Below are 16634 nucleotides of genomic sequence, written 5' to 3'. Positions count from 1 at the left end.
ACCGGCGCCGGCGCCGCGCATCCGGCCGCGACCAGCGCGGCGACGGCCAGCCCTGCCAGCGCCAGCACCGAACGCCCGCTCACCGTGTCCCCGGTAACGGAGTGTCGAGCTCGGGATTCGGAATCGGTCCGGACTGCGCACCCGGCGACGGGCTCGGCGAACCGCTGGGCGAACTCGGCGATATGGGCCTGCTGCTCGGCGCGGAGGAGGTGGGACGCGACGGCGAGGTGGTGGGCGCGGCGGTGCGCGAAGCGCTCGGCCCGGGCGACAATTGCGCGAGCGCGGCCAGGTCGAGGGTGGGCAGCGGCGCGTCGACGAGCCATTTTCTGTCGCCGCCGCCACCGACGACCTTGAGCGTCAGCTTCATCGTCCCGGCCTGGGTCGGGACGCTCACCTGCGCCACCCGCGCTCCGGCCGCGCCGATGACCAGCTCGCTGTGGGTGGGGCCGGTGATCGCGACCGGCACTTGCGGGCGGGCCGCGGCGAAGGAATCACCCGGCGTCTCGGCGGCGAACCGGGCCAGCTTGGCCGCCCACTGGGTCGGGGTCAGCGACTGATCGACGTAGGTGTGGACGTAGGCCATCGCCGCAGCCGGGGCGCTCGAGGTCGCCCATTGCGCGGGTTTGGCGGCCACCGCCGTTTCGCTGACCTCGGCCAGCTCGTAGCTCAGCGACTGGGCCGCCGTGCTCGGCGCGGCCTCGGCGACCGGCCCGGGCGCAGCGGAATTCGGTGTGCCGGTGGGGGATTGGCCGATGAGGCGGCCGATGAGGATCAGCACGGCCAGGATCGCGATGATCGTGACGGCCAGGTTGGTCCGCGAGTAGAGCACCCACCGGCGCAGGGGCGCGAGAACCGGGTTGCGGGCGGAGCGGGTCATCAGTTGTACCTGCCCCGGTGCTCGTCGCCGGAGCGGCCGCGCCGCGGCGCGGGATCCCACACCTTCGGGCGCGGGCCGCCGCCGGAATCGCGGCGCGGCGCGGAAATCGCGATCATCGGCGTCACACCGGCGGCGGTGTTCTTCCCGCGGGCCGGGGTGTAGACCCGCATCGGCGCGATGATCGACCCTTCACCGCCGTCCCAGCGCTGGCTGACCGACGCGGCGCGGGCGAGCTCGCGCCGGTTGTCCTTCCCGGTCTCGGCGGCCTCCTGGTCGAGCCGCTGCCGCGCCGCCACACCCGCCTCGGCGGCGCGTGCGGCGTCGGTGTCGTCGACCTGGCCTTGCTTGCCGCGCTGGTCGCCGCGTGCGGCATCGCTGCTGGCCGAGGCGGCGATCCCGGCGATGCGGGCGTCGCGCTCGGAGGACGAGCCGACCCGGTCGCGGTTCATCAGCTCCTTGCGTGCCTGCGTGCGGGCCTGATTGACCTGGTCGTTGCGGCGGCTGGCCAGGCCCTTGCCCTCGGAGCGGATCGGGCTGACCGAATCGGTGTCGAGATCACCGCCACCGCGGCGCGACGCCTTGCGCATCCCGCCGACGGCTTCCTCGGCCACCGCGGCGCCCGGGCCGCCCACCGCGCCCGCGATACCCCGCAGGAACTGGCGTTTGAGCGAGTGCTGGGTGGTGCGGGCCTTGCGGTTGAGCACGCTGGCATGGTTCTGGGTGAAGGTCTGCGAGATCCGTTTGAACGGGCGCATGATGAACCAGCACACGGCCGAGAGCAGCACCATGAACCACAGCCGCCAGGACCCGTCGACGCTGCCGTTGTCGGTGACATACAGCTGGACCAGCGCCATCAAATACAGCGCGACGATCACCGCGCCGGCCACGCCCCACAGGTAGGCCGTGGCCAGCATCCGGCACACCCGCATGAGCGCGCCGCCGTGGGCCACGGCCAGCGGCACCCAGACCGGGGCGAACAGGATCGCGAACCGAATCGCCAGCAGCGCAGTGAGTTTCAGGATCGAGGCGCCGATCCACAGGATCGAGGGCAACCCGAGTTTGATCATGGCCATGAACCCGATGCCGCTGCGCCCGGAGTCCTTGCCCTGGAAGGTGTAGAACGACAGGTTGTGTGATTCCAGGGGTTTGACGATCTCGTCGCGGAAGATCCGCTCCTTCTGCTGGACCAGCCGATCCTGCACGGCCGGGTCGGCGGTGATCTGCTCCTGCTCGATGTAGCTGAACGCCAACGATTCCCGCAGTTTGGGACCGAGCTGGTTCTGGCTGTCGTCGTAGTTCGCGCCGAACCAGCCCTGGCGCCAGTCGTCGAGGAAGATCCGGTCCAGCAGCACGTTGCGGGGATCGTTGGCGCCCCCGGCCAGCGTGCCACCGCCGTCGTCGCCGAAGCTGACCGAGAACATCTGATCCTGGGTCTCGGTGATCAGCGACCCGAACGTCTCGTCGGCGACCTCGATGGCCTTGGCCGGGGCCCCGACCATCAACGCGCCCAGCGCCAGGCCCGCCGCAGCGACGGCCGCGGTTTTGGTGACTCCCGCGGCGTTGGCCTTGAGCGCCTGCCACAGCATGACCGCGGTGGCCGCCATCAGCCCGACTCCGAGCCAGATGCCGTAGACCCCGAGCATGCCGTGCGACACCGATTTGACGATCTTGTCGAACTGCGCGAGCGCGGGTTCGATCCCGGCCTTGCGGGCGGCTTGGCCGGTCTTGGTCTGGTCGTCGAGCCAGAACGCGGCGGCGGCCATGGACTTGCCGGTGGTCAGGAACGTGTTGCCCAGCTTGGTGTCGGCCACCGCTTCGGGGGCCCGTACCAGATCCGACCCGCACCCGAGGTCATAGGTGTACCAGCGCAATCCCGCCCACCCGTAGGACTGGTATCCGGTCGGGTGTTCGCCGGAGGGTGCGGGCCGGTTCGCCGAGGAGGAGTCGAGTTTGGCCGGGAACGCCGCTTTCGGATATTCCGGCATCGGGACGTCTTTGCAGTCGAATCCGCCCGCCGCCGCGATCGGGCTGCCGGGCCCGAGCTGACCGAACACGATCAGCGCCGCGACCGCGATCACCCGCGCCAGCCGCCCGAGCAGACCGTGGCGGCGCGCATCCCGCGTGGGCGTGCGTCGGATGGCGTTCATGCCACACCGCCGAGCGTGCTGGCCGATCCGCTGGAGTTGAGCGTTTCGAAGACGTGGGCCAGGTGGACGTAGTTGGTCCAGTCGGAGCGGATCAGCTCGATGTCGTCGGCCATCTTGACCACGAACCGGCGAGCCTGGTCCATGTAGCTGGTGTCGGTGTCCTCGTCGAGGGTGTCCTCGCCGCCGCCGCCGAGGTCGGCCAGGATCGATTCGTAGCCTTCGTCGAGCGGCAGGCCCAGCAGCTTGAGCGCGCCCCGGATGGCGTGCTCGTTGCCGCCGAGATCACCGATGATCACCTCGTAGACCAGGGCGCTCTTGTCGTCGGTGCCGTCCAGGCCCAGGAAGTCGTCGGGCAGCTGGCTGCAGACCAGCGCGCGGACCTTGAATTTTCTCGAGTCACGGGAGATGCGCAGGTTCAGGGTGCGACCGGCGCCGGTGGATTCGAGGTACTTGTTCTCATCGAGGAACAACACCTTGCGCACATGGCGCGGCTTCTCGTAGATCAGCCGGTTGGCCAGCCAGGCGGCCATGTGCATCAGCGGGCCGGTCATCCGCTGCTGCGGAGTCCACTGCGAGGGGTCGACCCCTTCGGGGGGCAGCTGCAGGCCGGGCATCGTCAGGATCGTCAGCCGGATGTCGCTGTCGAAGTCGGCCTCGGCCGGGGTGTCCTTGTCCGGGAACAGCACACGCGCTTCGGCGAGCTGGGACATCACGCCCAGGTCCTGATGGATGCTGCGCGCGCAGGTGCGCACCGCGAGGTCCTCATCGGTCTCGGCGACGTGTTTGATCGCGTCGAGGACCTCGCGCAGATTGTGGTGGCGTTCGCCGCCGACCATGTTCGCCGCGGTGTGCAGCACCGATTCGGTCCACTCGAGCTCGAGCCGGGCGGGAGGCAGCATCATCTTGAGCACGCTCACCGCGACCGAGATCCGCTCGGCCGCCGCGGCGCGCACGTCGGCGTCGTACTGGGCCGCCGCCGCGGCAGCCGGATCGGGGTCGCGGCGGTAATCCGGATGGGTCGGCTGATACTCCGGATCGTCGCGGCGCGGGTCGATGATCACCCGGTAGGGGTTGAGCGAGCCGGGACGCGAGCTGCGGCCGGTCAGCGCCTGCACCTCGGCGATATCGCGGAACTCGGGCAGATTGGCCAGTTCCTTCAACGGCCCGGACGGGTCGAGGATCACCGCGTAGGCGCCCGCCCGCACCGCTTGGTAGACGATCATCCCGGCCAGGAAGCTCTTGCCCGAGCCGGGGACCGCCACGATCGGTGTCAGGCCGGATTTGTGCTTGCGTTCGTGCGCGGCGAACAGGTCCCACACCGCCGGGCGCGGCGCGATCGAGGCGGTCTGCCCGATCACCAGGCCGGTGCGGTCGCCGATACGATCGCCGACCGCGGCCATGCCAGCCGACAGCGAGTACACGCTCATCTGCCGCTTGTTGGCGATGTTGGCCAGTGGCTCGCCGGGGATGAACTCTCGCAGCAGCTGGTACTGGCCGTGCTCTTGTTCGAGCGCGATGTGCGGGGCGTACATCTCCTGTAGCAGCGCGACCTTGCGTCGCGCCTCTTCGGGCGTCGCGCCGACCACCGCGAGCCGGTACCAGCCTTCGGTGCGCACCGACAGACCGGAGTGGTCTTCCTCGACGTCGGAGATCACCTGTTGCGACAGCGCGTACTGCTCGGTGAGCTCCTGGGGCGGGGTCTCGTCGTGCTCGACGGTGTAGTGCTCGAACTGGGCCTTGATCTTGTTGGCGACCCGTCGCATCCGGGCGATCGTCTCGGGTTTCGACATCAGCCGGATCCGTTCGGACCACTCGATCGGTTCGCCGGAGGGGTCGCCGATGGTCTGCCAGGGCAGCATCCGCTCGGGGATCGGCAGCGGTGCCATGCGCCCGATCGTCAGCACGATGACCGCGCCGCTGTAGCGGCGACCGTCGACCAATCCGGCGACGGTGGTGTATCCGTCGCCGGGGATCAGGTGCGGGTCGGTGACGTCTTCGAGCGCGGCGATATCGGTGTCGACCCAGTCCCCGCCCCCGGCGATCACTCCGTCCACATCCAGGGGCAGGCCGATCGTGGCCGAGCGGCGCAGCAGGTAGTCCATCTGCGCGGGCGTCGCCGGTCGCGCCGCGACGCCGCGACCGGACATGATGCGTTCGAGGGTGGCCAGGTGTTCGGCCATGTCCTCGCGTTCACGCTCGAAGGCGTACTCGGCCCATCCAATGACCAGCCGCGCCAACCTGCCCAGCACCGGCCAGCCCGTGATGCGCGACAGCAGCAGCGCCAGTCCGTCGAGCGCCTGGGCGAGCGTGGAGCGGGCCGGGAGGTCGATGCCCCAATAGCGGCCCTTGAGCGTCGGGTTTCCCCACAGCATCGCGTGCTGCTGGCCGCGCAGGTAGTTCTCCCACGACAGCGCGCCGGCCACGTCCGGGATCGGGTCGGCCCACCCGTCGTGAGCCTGGGCCCATTGGCGCACCGGCCACGGGGTGCGGACCAGCCGCCGGTGCAGGGACTTGACTCCGGCGTTGGACAGGTTGGCCAGCACCAGCGCCTCGTCGCGAATGTAGCGGCGCTGCTTGGCGGTGGGCCGCATGTTCCACGGGCCGGGCGGTTGGACGAACCAGGCCGTGGACACCGTGCGTGTGCGGGTGATGTTGTTCTGGGTGCCGACCAGCGCCAGCCGCGCGGTCCGGCGTTCACGGTCGGCCCGCTTCTTCGCCGCGTCCGCTTGGCGGTCGAGCTCGGGTTGCGCGCTGTTCTTGCGGCCGCGCCTGCCCGAGTGGGCGCCTGCGCCGGTGTCGGGATCCTCGGCGAAGTCCTCGTCCTCGATCATCGGAACCGGCGGCGGGGGAGAGGCTTTCGACCACGCCAGATGCGGGTTGTCGGGGTCGACGGGCCCGGCGGCTGCGCGCGCGGCCGCCCACGACGGTGGCAGCGCGCCCGGCGGAACCACCGCGACGGGCTGGTCGAAGTTCGGGTCGAACAGGGCCGCGATGTCGTTGTCGTGCACGCTCATCGGAACTCACCTTCGGTCGGCGTGGACGCGAAGTCCGGGGAGGAATCGGCGCCGCGACGGCGGCGGGTCGGTGCGGGCAGCTGGATCGACACCGCCCGGCCCGGTTTGGGCGGGCGCGGGGCGGTGAGGTCGTTCCAGGCGGCGCGGATCACCGAGCGCAGCGGGCGGTCGGCGTTGATGTAGCGGGTCACCCGGGAGGTGATGACAACGGTCAGCGCGGCCATCACGAGCAGGGTCCGGAACCCGAGTCCCAGGTGCAGCACGGCGCGGGAGATGACGAACACCGTGATGAACACCAGCGTCCCCACCCCCGCGGCCTGGTAGCGGATCCGCATCGGCAGCGTCTGTCCCGCCGGGCCGAGCCAGTGCGCATCGACGCGGTGCAGCAAATCGTCGTTCTCGATCACGCCATGTCCCTTTGTTTCGACGATCGAATTCAGGCGTTGATGCCGACGAGGCCGAGCAGGAATCGGCCGACTGCGACCGCGGCGTTTTCGCTTGTCGCCAGGACCATGAATGTCAGCGCGACGAGCGTCAGCCCACCCACAGTGACCACCTTGGACAGGTTTCCCTTCATAGCGCCGAGACTGATCGCGACCACGATGAGAAGGAGGACGAGGAATATGACATTGTCCTGGAGCCACGACCGCAGCCCCTTCGTGCCGATCTCATCGGCGAGAATGCTGACCTCGTGCGAGCGGTAATTATCGGGCGGGGATGTGAGGGACAGATCGAGAATGCTCGATGCGAAAGTCATAACGCTCTCCAACCATTCGATTCGGGGCCACGATGGCAGCGGCTGCCGCGAAGGTAGGGAACACAGGAGCGTCGACTCAACTAGCTCTGTGGATAAAGTCGAATCCACCGGGAACTGCCCGGCCGCACCGCGTCGCCACTGCGCGACCGAGGGCGCGTCGCAGAGCGCGGCCTCCAGAGCGCTTGGTGGAGCGAATGATTGGACCGCTCCGGCGAGCGCGTGCGGAAGCGCTGCCCGCAGCGCTCGGCAGAGCGCGCGAAACAGCGCGGCGGACCGAATGGTGAATGGGGCGGTCGGCGAGCCGGTGAAGAATACCGGTCGAAAATCCCGCAGAATTGCGTGCCCTTTTTGGGTCACTCCCCCTACGGGGGAGTGTACCTAAGGGGATTCCGTTTTTCAAATAGCGAAACGACCGCGCTGTTCACACGCTATCCGGAGCGCTCTGGATTCCGCGATTGGATGCGATGGCTCGAGCCAATCCGCACGGTCGTGCGGAGCGCTGTTTCGACCGCTCGAACGAGCGCGTGAAACAGCGTGTGAAAGAGCGCTCGAAACAGCGTCGAACGGGTCGGAATCGAATCGCTTCCACGCTCGCCGAGCACCGCTTTTCCGCGGAGTTATCCACAGGCTGTTTGAGTTGGATTCGCCCTTTTTGCCATCGTGCGTCCACGCATCGGAGACCTCCTTCCGACTGCGCGAATCCGATCCGAACCCGAAGGGCATGTCGTGGGCGCCAGCGAACCAGACCCGGTCAAGGACTGGCTGGTGGACACCTTCGGCGGACTGTTCGGCGGGCCGGACGGCAAGACCGGAGGCGCGGACGGACCACGCGTGCGCCGGTTCCTCGCGGTATCGCCGTTCCTGGCGCTCGCCGCGTGGGCGGCGTTCCAAGCGCCGGTGCTGACCCAGCGATTCGGTGAACGGCTCCCGCGGCTCGTCGACCCACTGACCCGATTACACGAGTGGCGCTGGCTGTTGGTCGCGGTCGCGGTCGTGCTGCCGATCACCGACATTTCCCGCTATCTGGGCCGCCGCTACCGCATCGTGCTCGACGCGCTCGTGCGCCAGACGGTGCGCTGTGATCCGATGCGCGTGAGCGTGTCGTTCCCGCCCGGGCTGTTCGCGATCCGCCGCGGGCGGGTGAAGCTGCCCCCGGCCACGATCATCCGTCCGAAAGAACTCGACGAGCTCATCTCGGCGGTCCGCAAATCGGCGCTGCTGCGTCACGGCCGCCTCAGCACCACCATCCGCGCTGCCGTGCTGGATCTGCTGGCGCGATGGATACCGAGCCTGGAAGGGCGCTCGCGCGGCTGGGTCCTGACGGTGCGGCACGAGGCGCACCGCGATCTGCTGATCGTGACCCGCGCGCTGGTCGCCTCCGCGTCCCGTTCACCGATCGGCACCCTCGAGCGCGCGGTCCGCGACAGCCCGCTCAAAGACCCGAGCGTCACCGTCGAGTCCCGTGACGAGGACGACGTCGAGACCGGCTACCGGATCTCGTTCACCCCGACCCTGAACACCGGCTCCAAGGCGTTCCAGACCCGGGTCGAAGAAGCGCTGGGCGGACTGGCGGGCAAGCACGCCTCGGGCCGCAACTGGGTCACCGAATGGCACGCCGACGAGGGCTACCTGCTGCTGCAACTGCAAGCGCCGCTGCCACGGCGAGTCAACCACCCTCTGGAACTGGTCGACGAAGACCTGCGCCACCTGCCCTACTCCACCGGTGTCGCGGACCTGACCCTGTTCTGGGACGTTTCGACGAAATCGAACAAGCCCCACGCCCTGATCGTGGGCCCGACCGGCGGCGGCAAGACCTCGGTCATCCGCACCCTGCTCACGGAAGCCGCACGGCGCGGGATCCCGTTCCTGGGCGTGGATCCGAAGATGATCGAACTCGACGGCCTTGAGGGCTATCCGGGCTGCGGCGCGATCGTCTACGACCCAGTCCGCGCGGCCATGCTCGTGCGCGCTCTGCACGCGGAGATGATGGCGCGCAACCACTACGTGCACGTCAACAAGGTCGAGCCGTCGTCGCTGCCGCTGCTGATCGCGGTGCTCGACGAGTTCTTCATCCTGTCGGGCAAGTGGCAGCGGCTGATGAAATCCGGCGACGAGGCCACCCGCAAACTGCTCGCCGAGCTCGACCCGCTCGGTGCGTGGGCCGACCTCGCGGTCCTGGCCCGCTCGGCCGGTATCCGCCTGTTGCTGGGAGTGCAGCGCCCCGACGCCTCCCTGTTCGGCGGCGCATCCGGCAACGCCCGCGACAATTTCGGCACCCGCATCTCCCTGGGCAATTTGTCCCAGGACGGCGCGCTGATGATGTGGGGCGACGCCCATGTGGGCCGCGATGTCGACACCTCCATCCCCGGCCGCGGCATGGTCACTGCCCCCGACGGCTCCCCGGTGCCCGCGCAGATGTGGTGGACCCCCAACGTCGATCGCCACCCCAACAAGTGGAACCAGCTCTCCGAGGAGGAGAAGGCGCTCATCGAGGGCCTGGTGCCCGCCGAGGCCCCGCAGTTCGTCATCTACAGCAAGGAACTGCGCGAGTTCCTCGAATCCGAGCGGGCGCTGGCCAAGCGCGCCCGCGAACGCGGCGACGCACCCGAGCCGTTCGTGCTCGGCAGCGACGAGGACGACCTGGCCGACGCGATCCCCGCCTCGGCGGTCACCGAAGGCATGGCGATCCTCGTCGACGACGGCACCGGCGGCCTGGCCGAAGTGACCGCCGAAGCGGTCACCGTCGTGCGTGACAAGGACGGCGACGTCCTGGAAACCCGCATCGTCATCGGCACCACCGGCCGGGTGAAGACCACCGTCACCTTCACCGCCACCGAAGTGGTGTTCCTGCCCGAACCCGACGCCCTCGTGGCCGCCTGACCGACCCGAACCCCACCGACCGAGAGGACCCCGAATGGACCTGACCGAACCGACCGGACCGACCACCGCCCACGACACCCGCGACGACGGCGAGCACGTGCACCGCTGGGACTGCGTCGGCATCGGCAACGGTTTCGTCGAATACGTCTGCCGCGACCGATCGTGCGGGGCGATCGTCAAACCCGAGCAGATCATCGTCGACGAATGGTGGATCCCAGCCGGACTGTGGAGCGAGGTCGCGGTCTACGACCCCCTGCGCGCGGCCGAACTGATCGCCGCACTGCACACCGAGATGACCGCCCGCCGCGACCACCTCGCCGCCGACACAGAGCCGGGCAATCCTGCCTTGCTGATCATCGGTATCGACGACCTGCCCACGCTGAAGCAGCAGTGGCAGCACCTCACCGCCGGCGGCGACCGCCACACCCGCGACCGCCTGGCCGCCCTCGACCCCGCCGGCACGGTGAACACGTTGATCCGCCACGGCCTGTCGACCGCGATCCACATGCTGCTCGGCGCACCCGCCGCAGCGATGCCACAACGGCTCTACGACAACATCGGCTCCGACCGGCCGAGCGCCGGGCAGCCCGCCGACACCGAATGCGCGCCCCCATCCTCCCGCCAGGTGCCGGTCTGGCGCACGCCCGCGGCCCCGACGCGCGCACTGCTGGCCTTCCCCGGCCACGCCCGCGACGCGCTCCGCAGCGCCGAACTCATCGCGTTCGTCGAAAACCTCTGACCGCGAACAGATTTCCGCAATAACCCCACCCGAGAGGAAACACACCATGAGCCGTCGTATCTCGCAGTCGATCGCCGTGACGACCGCCGACGTCACCGCGCTGCGCACACCGTTCATCTCCAAGGGCGCCAACGACCCCATCGTCGCCGAACTGCGTCGCGTACTGAAGGACGCCGTCCCCGACTGGCTCGCCAAGCTGACCGAGGGCCAAGAGCTGACCCAGCCGCGCCTGGAGGAGATCCAGGCGGCGATCGACACCTATCGGCGGCTGATCGAGTTCCTGCTCCCCGAAGGCGCTGCCCGTGCGGACGCGCTGGCCAACCTCGAGCAGGCCGAGGCATCGGTGAAGGAGATGGGCATCGAGCTGACCGGCGCCAGCGCCTTCAGCGGGATCAATGCGTGATGTCGACCCTCGATGTCGAGATCACCTCCTCGACCACCGCCACCGCGACCTGGCCCGAGGGCGAACCGGTGCAACTGCGTGCGTCCGACAAGAACGCTTTGTGGGTCGAGATCCACCGGTTCAGCACCCGCCGCGCGGCTGCGGCGAACTCCTCGATCGAGGTGACGATCACCGACGCGGACCGGTACCGGGTCGTTACGGTCTCACCCGACGGTTCGGCGACCGCGTCCACACCCAGCGGGCCGATCGCGGCTGTGGATCGCCCTTCCGCGAGACCGGAGCCGATCCCGGTCACCGATCCGATCCCAGCCACCACCGGAAACGAGGCCGTCGCGCCACCGTCGGTCACCGCAGCCGAGCCGGTTGTCATCGCGGCCGAGCCGATCGCCTACTCCGCCGCCGAACTCATCCCTGATCCCCCGCAGCACACGGCCGCGCCGCCGGAATCCCCACCGCCCAGGCCGGTCGCGCGGCCTGCGCCGTCGGTCGCGCCGGCGGTGTCACGGGCGTTGCCGTCGCTGGCGGCACCGCAGGCCGCGCCCGCCGCGCCCGCGCGCCAAGGCCTGCGGGGACGGCTCAACGCTGCGCTGCATCTGGGGCTGGCACCCAAGCCCGAGTCGGCCGAAATGCGCCAGCGCACCGCCGCTTCCGTGATCGCCGGTCCGATTCCCACATTCGCCCGCGTATCGGTGGCGAGCCTCAAGGGCGGTGTCGGCAAAACACCGATCGCGATCGGGCTGTCGAACACGATGGCGGCGCATCGCGGCGCGGGCAGCGTGGTCTGCGCGGACTTCGCCGAGGTCGGTGGCAGCCTGGCCGATCGGGTCGCCGCCCCGCCCGGCAAACAGCAGGACGTGATCGAACTGCTGAATGCCGCCGCGGAGATCCGCCGCCGCCCGGCGGCGCTGAGCCGATACCTGACCCGCCAGCCCACCGGTGACGACATCCTCGCCGGGCGCCAAGGTCTCACCGGCACCGCGCCCCTGGACGCCGACCAGGCCGCCGCTCTGGATGCGATCCTGTCGCAGCAGCGCGAGATCCTGGTCGCCGACACCGGCAACAACCAGCTCGCCGGTAGCTGGCAATGGGCCATCTCCCACGCCGACGTCCTGGTCGTGCCGGTGCCGCTGCGCCGCGACGCCGCCATCGCCGCGGTCCGCATGCTGGTCGATATCGCCCAGATCGACCCCGTGGTGCTGACCCGCACGGTGGTGGTCGTCACCGACGGGCCCGGCGATCAGCCCATGGTCGAAACCGAAGCCGTCGACGCCTTCGTGCAACTGGACGTCGCGCGGGTGCTGCGCATGCCCTACGAGCCGCTGTTCGCCGGGGGCGAGCGCATCCTGCCCGACCACCTGCGGCCTACCACCACCGAGTCCCTGACCGTGATCGCCGCGACCGTTGTCGAGCTCATGACAACGGCCGCGCGCTGACCCAAGACCGAATCTGTCTACCGCCAACGGGGGTTTGCGGACCATGAAGAACAAGAAGAAGCCATCACGGCACCCCGCAGTGATCGACACCCTCGGCGCTGCGCCCAAGAACGCTTCCTCCTTGAGACGCCCCGCCTCATCGACCGGCAGCACCCGCGCGAGCACGCCCGCGCAGCGACGCTCGCGCGAACCCCGCACCACCGGGCGGCCCGGGATGAAAATCGCTGCGGCCCTCGCGATCTCGGTGATCGGACTGATCTGCTGGATTCTGGCGCGCCCCGCCGCGCCCGGGGATCGCGACACCGCCGCACCCTCGGTGGCCGCGCCATCGGCCACCACGCCCGCCCCGGCCAAGGCGACCACCGGGACCGATGGATGCCGCGCCGAGCGCGGCGACCAGAAATCCGGCGCCGGGGTGATCGCGGCGTTCCAATACGCCTACTACGTCACCCGATCCGGCGAAGCGGCCCGCAAGCTGGCCACCCCAACCTCCTCGGTGCAGCCCGCCGAGGCCCTGCAGGGCTTCATCGACGCGGTCCCGCCCGGCACCACCTACTGCCTGCGCATCGTCGCGCTCGCCGAGGACGTCTACACCACCGTGCTCTCGGAACTGCGGCCCGGACAGCAGCCCGCCCAGTTCGCCCAGACCGTCACCACCAGGAAGATCGGCGACAACTGGTTCGTCGACGTCTTCAAATAGCACCCGCCCCCAATAGTGAGGACTCCTCGAATGAGACTGCGCCACAAACCCTTTCGCGCATCGATCACCATCGCCGCCGCGGTGACCAGCACGCTGGTCGCCCTCACCGGGTGCGGTGGCGGCGACGGCAGCCGGACCGCCAAAGCCGTATCGGCCTCCACCAGCGGCGTGGTCGTCACCACCGACAGCACCGATCTGGGCAGCATCGTCATCGGCTGGGGCGAAAAGCACTCCGACGCCGAGATCACCACCCCCAAGCCCGACGAGGTCACCGCCCGCTGCAGCGGGAACGGCGATGGCCTGACCGTGGAGATCAGCGCTCCGCACGGCTGGCAGGTCACCGCGAGCAAGCCGTCCCAGGTGCTCACCGTGAGCAATACCGAGCAGAAGCTGTCCGGCCGGATCGACACCACCAACCGCTACCTGGACACGCTCAAGGCCGTCGACTGGTCCGAGACCGACCAGCTCGATATCTCCGCCACCGCCGATGCCCCGAAGGACTGGCACTCCCCGTACGGGGCCGCCCGGGTTTACCTGGCCCTCCATGTCGACTGCCGCTGAAGCTTGTAATATCCCCTTAGGGGGGATATTATCAAGTGGATTTCGAACCATAGAAAGAGGTCCACCATGACGCTCCTCGCAGGTGCCGCAGTAGCCGCCCTGATCTGTCTGCTCCTCTGGCGCATCGGCGCATTCCTGGCCCGCATCCTGGGAGCCGGGCTGGTGATCGTCGCGCTGGCCGCGCTGGCGACCGGCGGGTCGGCGCTGACCTGGTCCGTGCTGGCGGTCGTGGGTGGTGTGAGCTGGCTGCTCGGCCACACCCTGTCGGCGTTCAAGGCCCGCCGATGGGAATCCCGCCTGGCCGAGACCCTGATCAGCCGCACATTCCTGGCCTTCCTCGACCCGGTCGGCCGCCGCAAGCCCAAGTCCGAACCCAAGCGCGACGCCGAGAAGCCGGTACGTCGGCGAGAGACCGCCGAACCCGAACCCGAAGCCGAGCCGGTGGCCGCGCCCGACGACTTCGAGATGTGGGAACGCGAGCTCACCGCTGAACGATCGAGTCGTCGCCGCATCCGCCGCGCCGAGAGCTGATCTCGCCGCACGAACTCAGCCGACCAATCAAGGAGGTACGCCGGTGGACGGCACCGACCAACCGCAGACTCTCGCCGAACAGCTGCGCGTGCTGCTCGAACAGCTGACTCTGCTCGCCGATGCCGACGAGGCCGTCCACGGAATCCACCATCTGACCGTCGAGACCGGATATCCCGAGACTGCCGACGACCTCGCCCGGATCGAGGTCTTGTGCCAGGCCGCGTGGACCGGCTTGCCGCAGGCCCGCGCTCTGTCGGTCGGCGGCGGAGGCGACTACACCACCATCCGCCTCGGCGGCCCCGCTGCCGCGCAGTTCCTCGAACATCTCGCCACCACCGCGACCCGGCTCGATCCCGGTTGGTGGCGGATACGCCGATCGTCCCGATGACCCAACGCCCGCAGAGGAGGCGAACATGCCCACCGACGAATTGACCCCCGAGGACTTCGGCGTCGCCCGCGCCGGCATCCACCTGTTCGAAGTCGAGGACGGCGACCAGTGGTACCTGTACGGCCACCACGAACCCGGCCCGGCCGCCGAGGCCATCAACCGCAACAACCGCGCCCAGGGCTACAGCACCCTGCTCTCGGCCGCAGACATCGCCGAAGTCCTCGAACACACCTACGTCCAGCGCCGAATCTCCGACGACGAACCGGTGAGCTTCGACCGATGCGAGCCCGGTGATCCCGGCGCGGCCGCGGTCACCGTGGTGACCCTGTGACCGCCGAACCGGACCCCGCCGGACGGCACCGAGCCCACGAATCACCCTGCGCAGCACAGTCATTCGGGAGCGACAGCTCCCGCCGTGGGACGTGGCGGACCACAGCGGGCGTGCATCTCAGCGGCGATGCGAGCCAGGTTGCGGTGGTACTCGCGCAGCTCGAATCCGCCAGTCGGCTGGCCAGCGCCCACGTCCACCACTTCCCCACCGGCACGGTCCGCGCCTATATCCGCCTCGCCACGCGCCGGCCTCACAATCCGGCCGCTGATCCGAGCGTCGCCGAAAACCTCTGACCGCCAACCGTTTTCCGATTACTGGACCAAGGAGAGTACCGATGACCAACTTATCGACCACGAGCCCGCAGGACACCCCCACCGCCGCGCGCACCGTATTCACGACCCGCAAGGGACCGGTGCAGGTGGGACAGCACTACATGGATCGGCACCGCCAGAACAACGCCCGCATCCTGCGGGTGGACAGGATCGGCGAGCCCTATACCTACCTGCGGAAGTACCGCTGCCAGATCGACTGCGTCGTCGTCGAGCAGTACAACGACGCGCGCGGGCGCACAACCCCGGACCGGCCCACCGAAATCGAGGCGACCAACCTGCGGACCCACTACGTTCTGATCGCAGAACCGGGCCAGCAGGTGCCCGGAATCGTGACACTGCTGGGAAAGGACCAGTAATCGTGACGCGCGACGAACGCAGGGCCGGACTGAACCGGTTGACCGCGACCCGGCTGCGGACGATGTACCGGGCCGGGATCCGGACCCCCGAAGGCCGGGTAGTGGAGTACCTCGAGGGCGCCAAGCCGCTGCACCGATGGACGAAAGAAGAGCTCATCAACACGATCCTGGCCGCAGAGTTCCCGGACCCCTGATCGGATTGCCGTCCACGGCAACGATTCTCAGCTCCGCGCGTCCCTGACATATGACCAGTGGCATCCGCATTAAAGCTTGCAATATCCCCCTTAGGGGGATATTGTGAATTCAACAACGACGCCTTAACTCTCAGGGAGGCCCCCATGACCGAGACCCGCTACAACGTCGAGATCCAGCCCAGCAACGGTTTCGGCGAGTTCAAGAACGAGACCTTCATCGTGGGCGTCGAGGCCGAGACCTTCGACTCCGCGGCGCGGCGCGGCATCCGCAAGGCGATCAGCCGCGCGATCGACCACAACGGCGAGCAGCCCGCGGGCGCACCCAAGCGGCCCGAATTTGTCGAGGGATACCGCGTCGTCGGTGTCCGGATCGACAGCCCCATGGTGCCCAAGCCCGCACAGGCTTCCGCCAAGGCCACCGGTACCGACAGCAACAAGGTAGTGCTGACCCTGGAAATCTCCGGCGGCAACATCATCGTCAGCGGCGAAAAGGCATAACGCCCGCCGCCCGAGGCGCAACCGCCCCGAAGGTACCGGCGACCCTCACCCACACAGGCCGGTGAGGGTCGCCGGCATATCGGGGGTTCGACAGGACAACGACATACTCACTGGATGCGACGGAGCACACCACAAGAACTACACGCTCGACCGAGTATTTCCTACGCCCGACAAGTGGGTAGGCCGTGAACGGTTATGAGTACCGAGGAAACCTTCATGAACGGCATCCTGGACAACCAGCCCTGCTACCCGTGCCCATCGTGTGGTCGCATCCACTACGACGATTGGTCGGTTCGCGAGCGTCGATGCATCACGTGCGGGGGGAGGGGGACGTGGGGTCTCAGGAACGGTTCGCAGACAATGGAGCAGCACGCCTCCGAAATCGACCGGCATAAGCGCGCTAGAGAGACGCAGGCATGAACCGGGAAAGGCGGCGGCCATGGACGATTCGGGAATCGCGCTGAACTGCTTCCCTGCCAGGGTGATCCGCTGG

At 68.7% G+C, this 16634-nt stretch carries 18 protein-coding genes; 13 read left to right on the top strand and 5 right to left on the bottom strand.

Features of this window, described 5'->3' with window-relative positions:
• Window positions 1-79 precede the first annotated feature (79 nt).
• Genes LGY53_RS34920 through LGY53_RS34900 form a run of 5 tightly spaced genes read right to left on the bottom strand, consistent with a single transcriptional unit; the run spans window position 80 to window position 6795 of the window.
• Complete coding sequence (locus LGY53_RS34920) at window positions 80-877, bottom strand: hypothetical protein (RefSeq protein WP_225730964.1); 798 nt, start codon at window positions 875-877, stop codon at window positions 80-82.
• Window positions 877-3024: a hypothetical protein gene (locus LGY53_RS34915; RefSeq protein ID WP_225730963.1), complete on the bottom strand. Its 2148-nt coding sequence runs from the start codon at window positions 3022-3024 to the stop codon at window positions 877-879. The genes LGY53_RS34920 and LGY53_RS34915 overlap by 1 nt, the downstream gene beginning before the upstream one ends.
• Window positions 3021-6038: an ATP-binding protein gene (locus tag LGY53_RS34910; protein WP_225730962.1), complete on the bottom strand. Its 3018-nt coding sequence runs from the start codon at window positions 6036-6038 to the stop codon at window positions 3021-3023. Before LGY53_RS34910 ends, LGY53_RS34915 begins: the two co-directional genes overlap by 4 nt.
• Window positions 6035-6445 carry a hypothetical protein gene (locus LGY53_RS34905; RefSeq protein WP_225730961.1) on the bottom strand — a complete coding sequence of 137 codons (411 nt, stop codon included), beginning with the start codon at window positions 6443-6445 and terminating at the stop codon, window positions 6035-6037. Before LGY53_RS34905 ends, LGY53_RS34910 begins: the two co-directional genes overlap by 4 nt.
• 29 nt (window positions 6446-6474) lie before the next feature.
• Window positions 6475-6795: a hypothetical protein gene (locus tag LGY53_RS34900; RefSeq protein WP_225730960.1), complete on the bottom strand. Its 321-nt coding sequence runs from the start codon at window positions 6793-6795 to the stop codon at window positions 6475-6477.
• A gap of 783 nt (window positions 6796-7578) precedes the next feature.
• Between LGY53_RS34900 and LGY53_RS34895 the strand changes: the two genes are divergently transcribed.
• The 13 genes from LGY53_RS34895 (at window position 7579) to LGY53_RS34835 (ending at window position 16141) form a co-directional block, all read left to right on the top strand.
• Complete coding sequence (locus LGY53_RS34895) at window positions 7579-9675, top strand: FtsK/SpoIIIE domain-containing protein (RefSeq protein ID WP_374111279.1); 2097 nt, start codon at window positions 7579-7581, stop codon at window positions 9673-9675.
• Window positions 9676-9709: 34 nt separating this feature from the next.
• Window positions 9710-10414, top strand: coding sequence for a hypothetical protein (locus LGY53_RS34890; RefSeq protein ID WP_225730958.1), 705 nt, complete (start codon window positions 9710-9712; stop codon window positions 10412-10414).
• Window positions 10415-10460: 46 nt separating this feature from the next.
• The gene (locus LGY53_RS34885) at window positions 10461-10817 is read left to right on the top strand and encodes a hypothetical protein (RefSeq protein WP_225730957.1); all 357 of its coding nucleotides are present in this window, start codon (window positions 10461-10463) and stop codon (window positions 10815-10817) included.
• A complete protein-coding gene (locus LGY53_RS34880; protein ID WP_225731085.1) occupies window positions 10817-12250 on the top strand; it encodes a ParA family protein in 1434 nt (477 codons plus the stop codon). Before LGY53_RS34885 ends, LGY53_RS34880 begins: the two co-directional genes overlap by 1 nt.
• Before the next feature lie 214 nt (window positions 12251-12464).
• Window positions 12465-12950 carry a hypothetical protein gene (locus LGY53_RS34875; RefSeq protein ID WP_225730956.1) on the top strand — a complete coding sequence of 162 codons (486 nt, stop codon included), beginning with the start codon at window positions 12465-12467 and terminating at the stop codon, window positions 12948-12950.
• A gap of 30 nt (window positions 12951-12980) precedes the next feature.
• Window positions 12981-13511: a hypothetical protein gene (locus LGY53_RS34870; protein ID WP_225730955.1), complete on the top strand. Its 531-nt coding sequence runs from the start codon at window positions 12981-12983 to the stop codon at window positions 13509-13511.
• A gap of 66 nt (window positions 13512-13577) precedes the next feature.
• The gene (locus LGY53_RS34865; RefSeq protein ID WP_225730954.1) at window positions 13578-14042 is read left to right on the top strand and encodes a hypothetical protein; all 465 of its coding nucleotides are present in this window, start codon (window positions 13578-13580) and stop codon (window positions 14040-14042) included.
• Between the two features lie 43 nt (window positions 14043-14085).
• The gene (locus LGY53_RS34860; protein ID WP_225730953.1) at window positions 14086-14430 is read left to right on the top strand and encodes a hypothetical protein; all 345 of its coding nucleotides are present in this window, start codon (window positions 14086-14088) and stop codon (window positions 14428-14430) included.
• Window positions 14431-14455: 25 nt separating this feature from the next.
• Entirely contained in the window at window positions 14456-14761 is a 306-nt protein-coding gene (locus LGY53_RS34855; RefSeq protein WP_225730952.1) for a hypothetical protein, read from the top strand.
• Window positions 14762-14871: 110 nt separating this feature from the next.
• Window positions 14872-15054 (top strand): hypothetical protein, encoded by a 183-nt coding sequence (locus LGY53_RS34850; RefSeq protein ID WP_225730951.1) that lies wholly within the window; start codon window positions 14872-14874, stop codon window positions 15052-15054.
• A 41-nt stretch (window positions 15055-15095) separates the two neighbouring features.
• Window positions 15096-15449, top strand: coding sequence for a hypothetical protein (locus LGY53_RS34845; RefSeq protein WP_225730950.1), 354 nt, complete (start codon window positions 15096-15098; stop codon window positions 15447-15449).
• 2 nt (window positions 15450-15451) lie between these two features.
• The gene (locus LGY53_RS34840; RefSeq protein WP_225730949.1) at window positions 15452-15643 is read left to right on the top strand and encodes a hypothetical protein; all 192 of its coding nucleotides are present in this window, start codon (window positions 15452-15454) and stop codon (window positions 15641-15643) included.
• A gap of 144 nt (window positions 15644-15787) precedes the next feature.
• Window positions 15788-16141, top strand: a complete 354-nt coding sequence (locus LGY53_RS34835; protein WP_225730948.1) for a hypothetical protein — start codon at window positions 15788-15790, stop codon at window positions 16139-16141.
• Window positions 16142-16634: the final 493 nt, after the last annotated feature.

This window comes from Nocardia sp. JCM 34519.1 (assembly GCF_020361265.1).
GTDB lineage: Bacteria > Actinomycetota > Actinomycetes > Mycobacteriales > Mycobacteriaceae > Nocardia > Nocardia arthritidis_A.
This window is presented reverse-complemented; position numbering and strand designations above follow the sequence as displayed.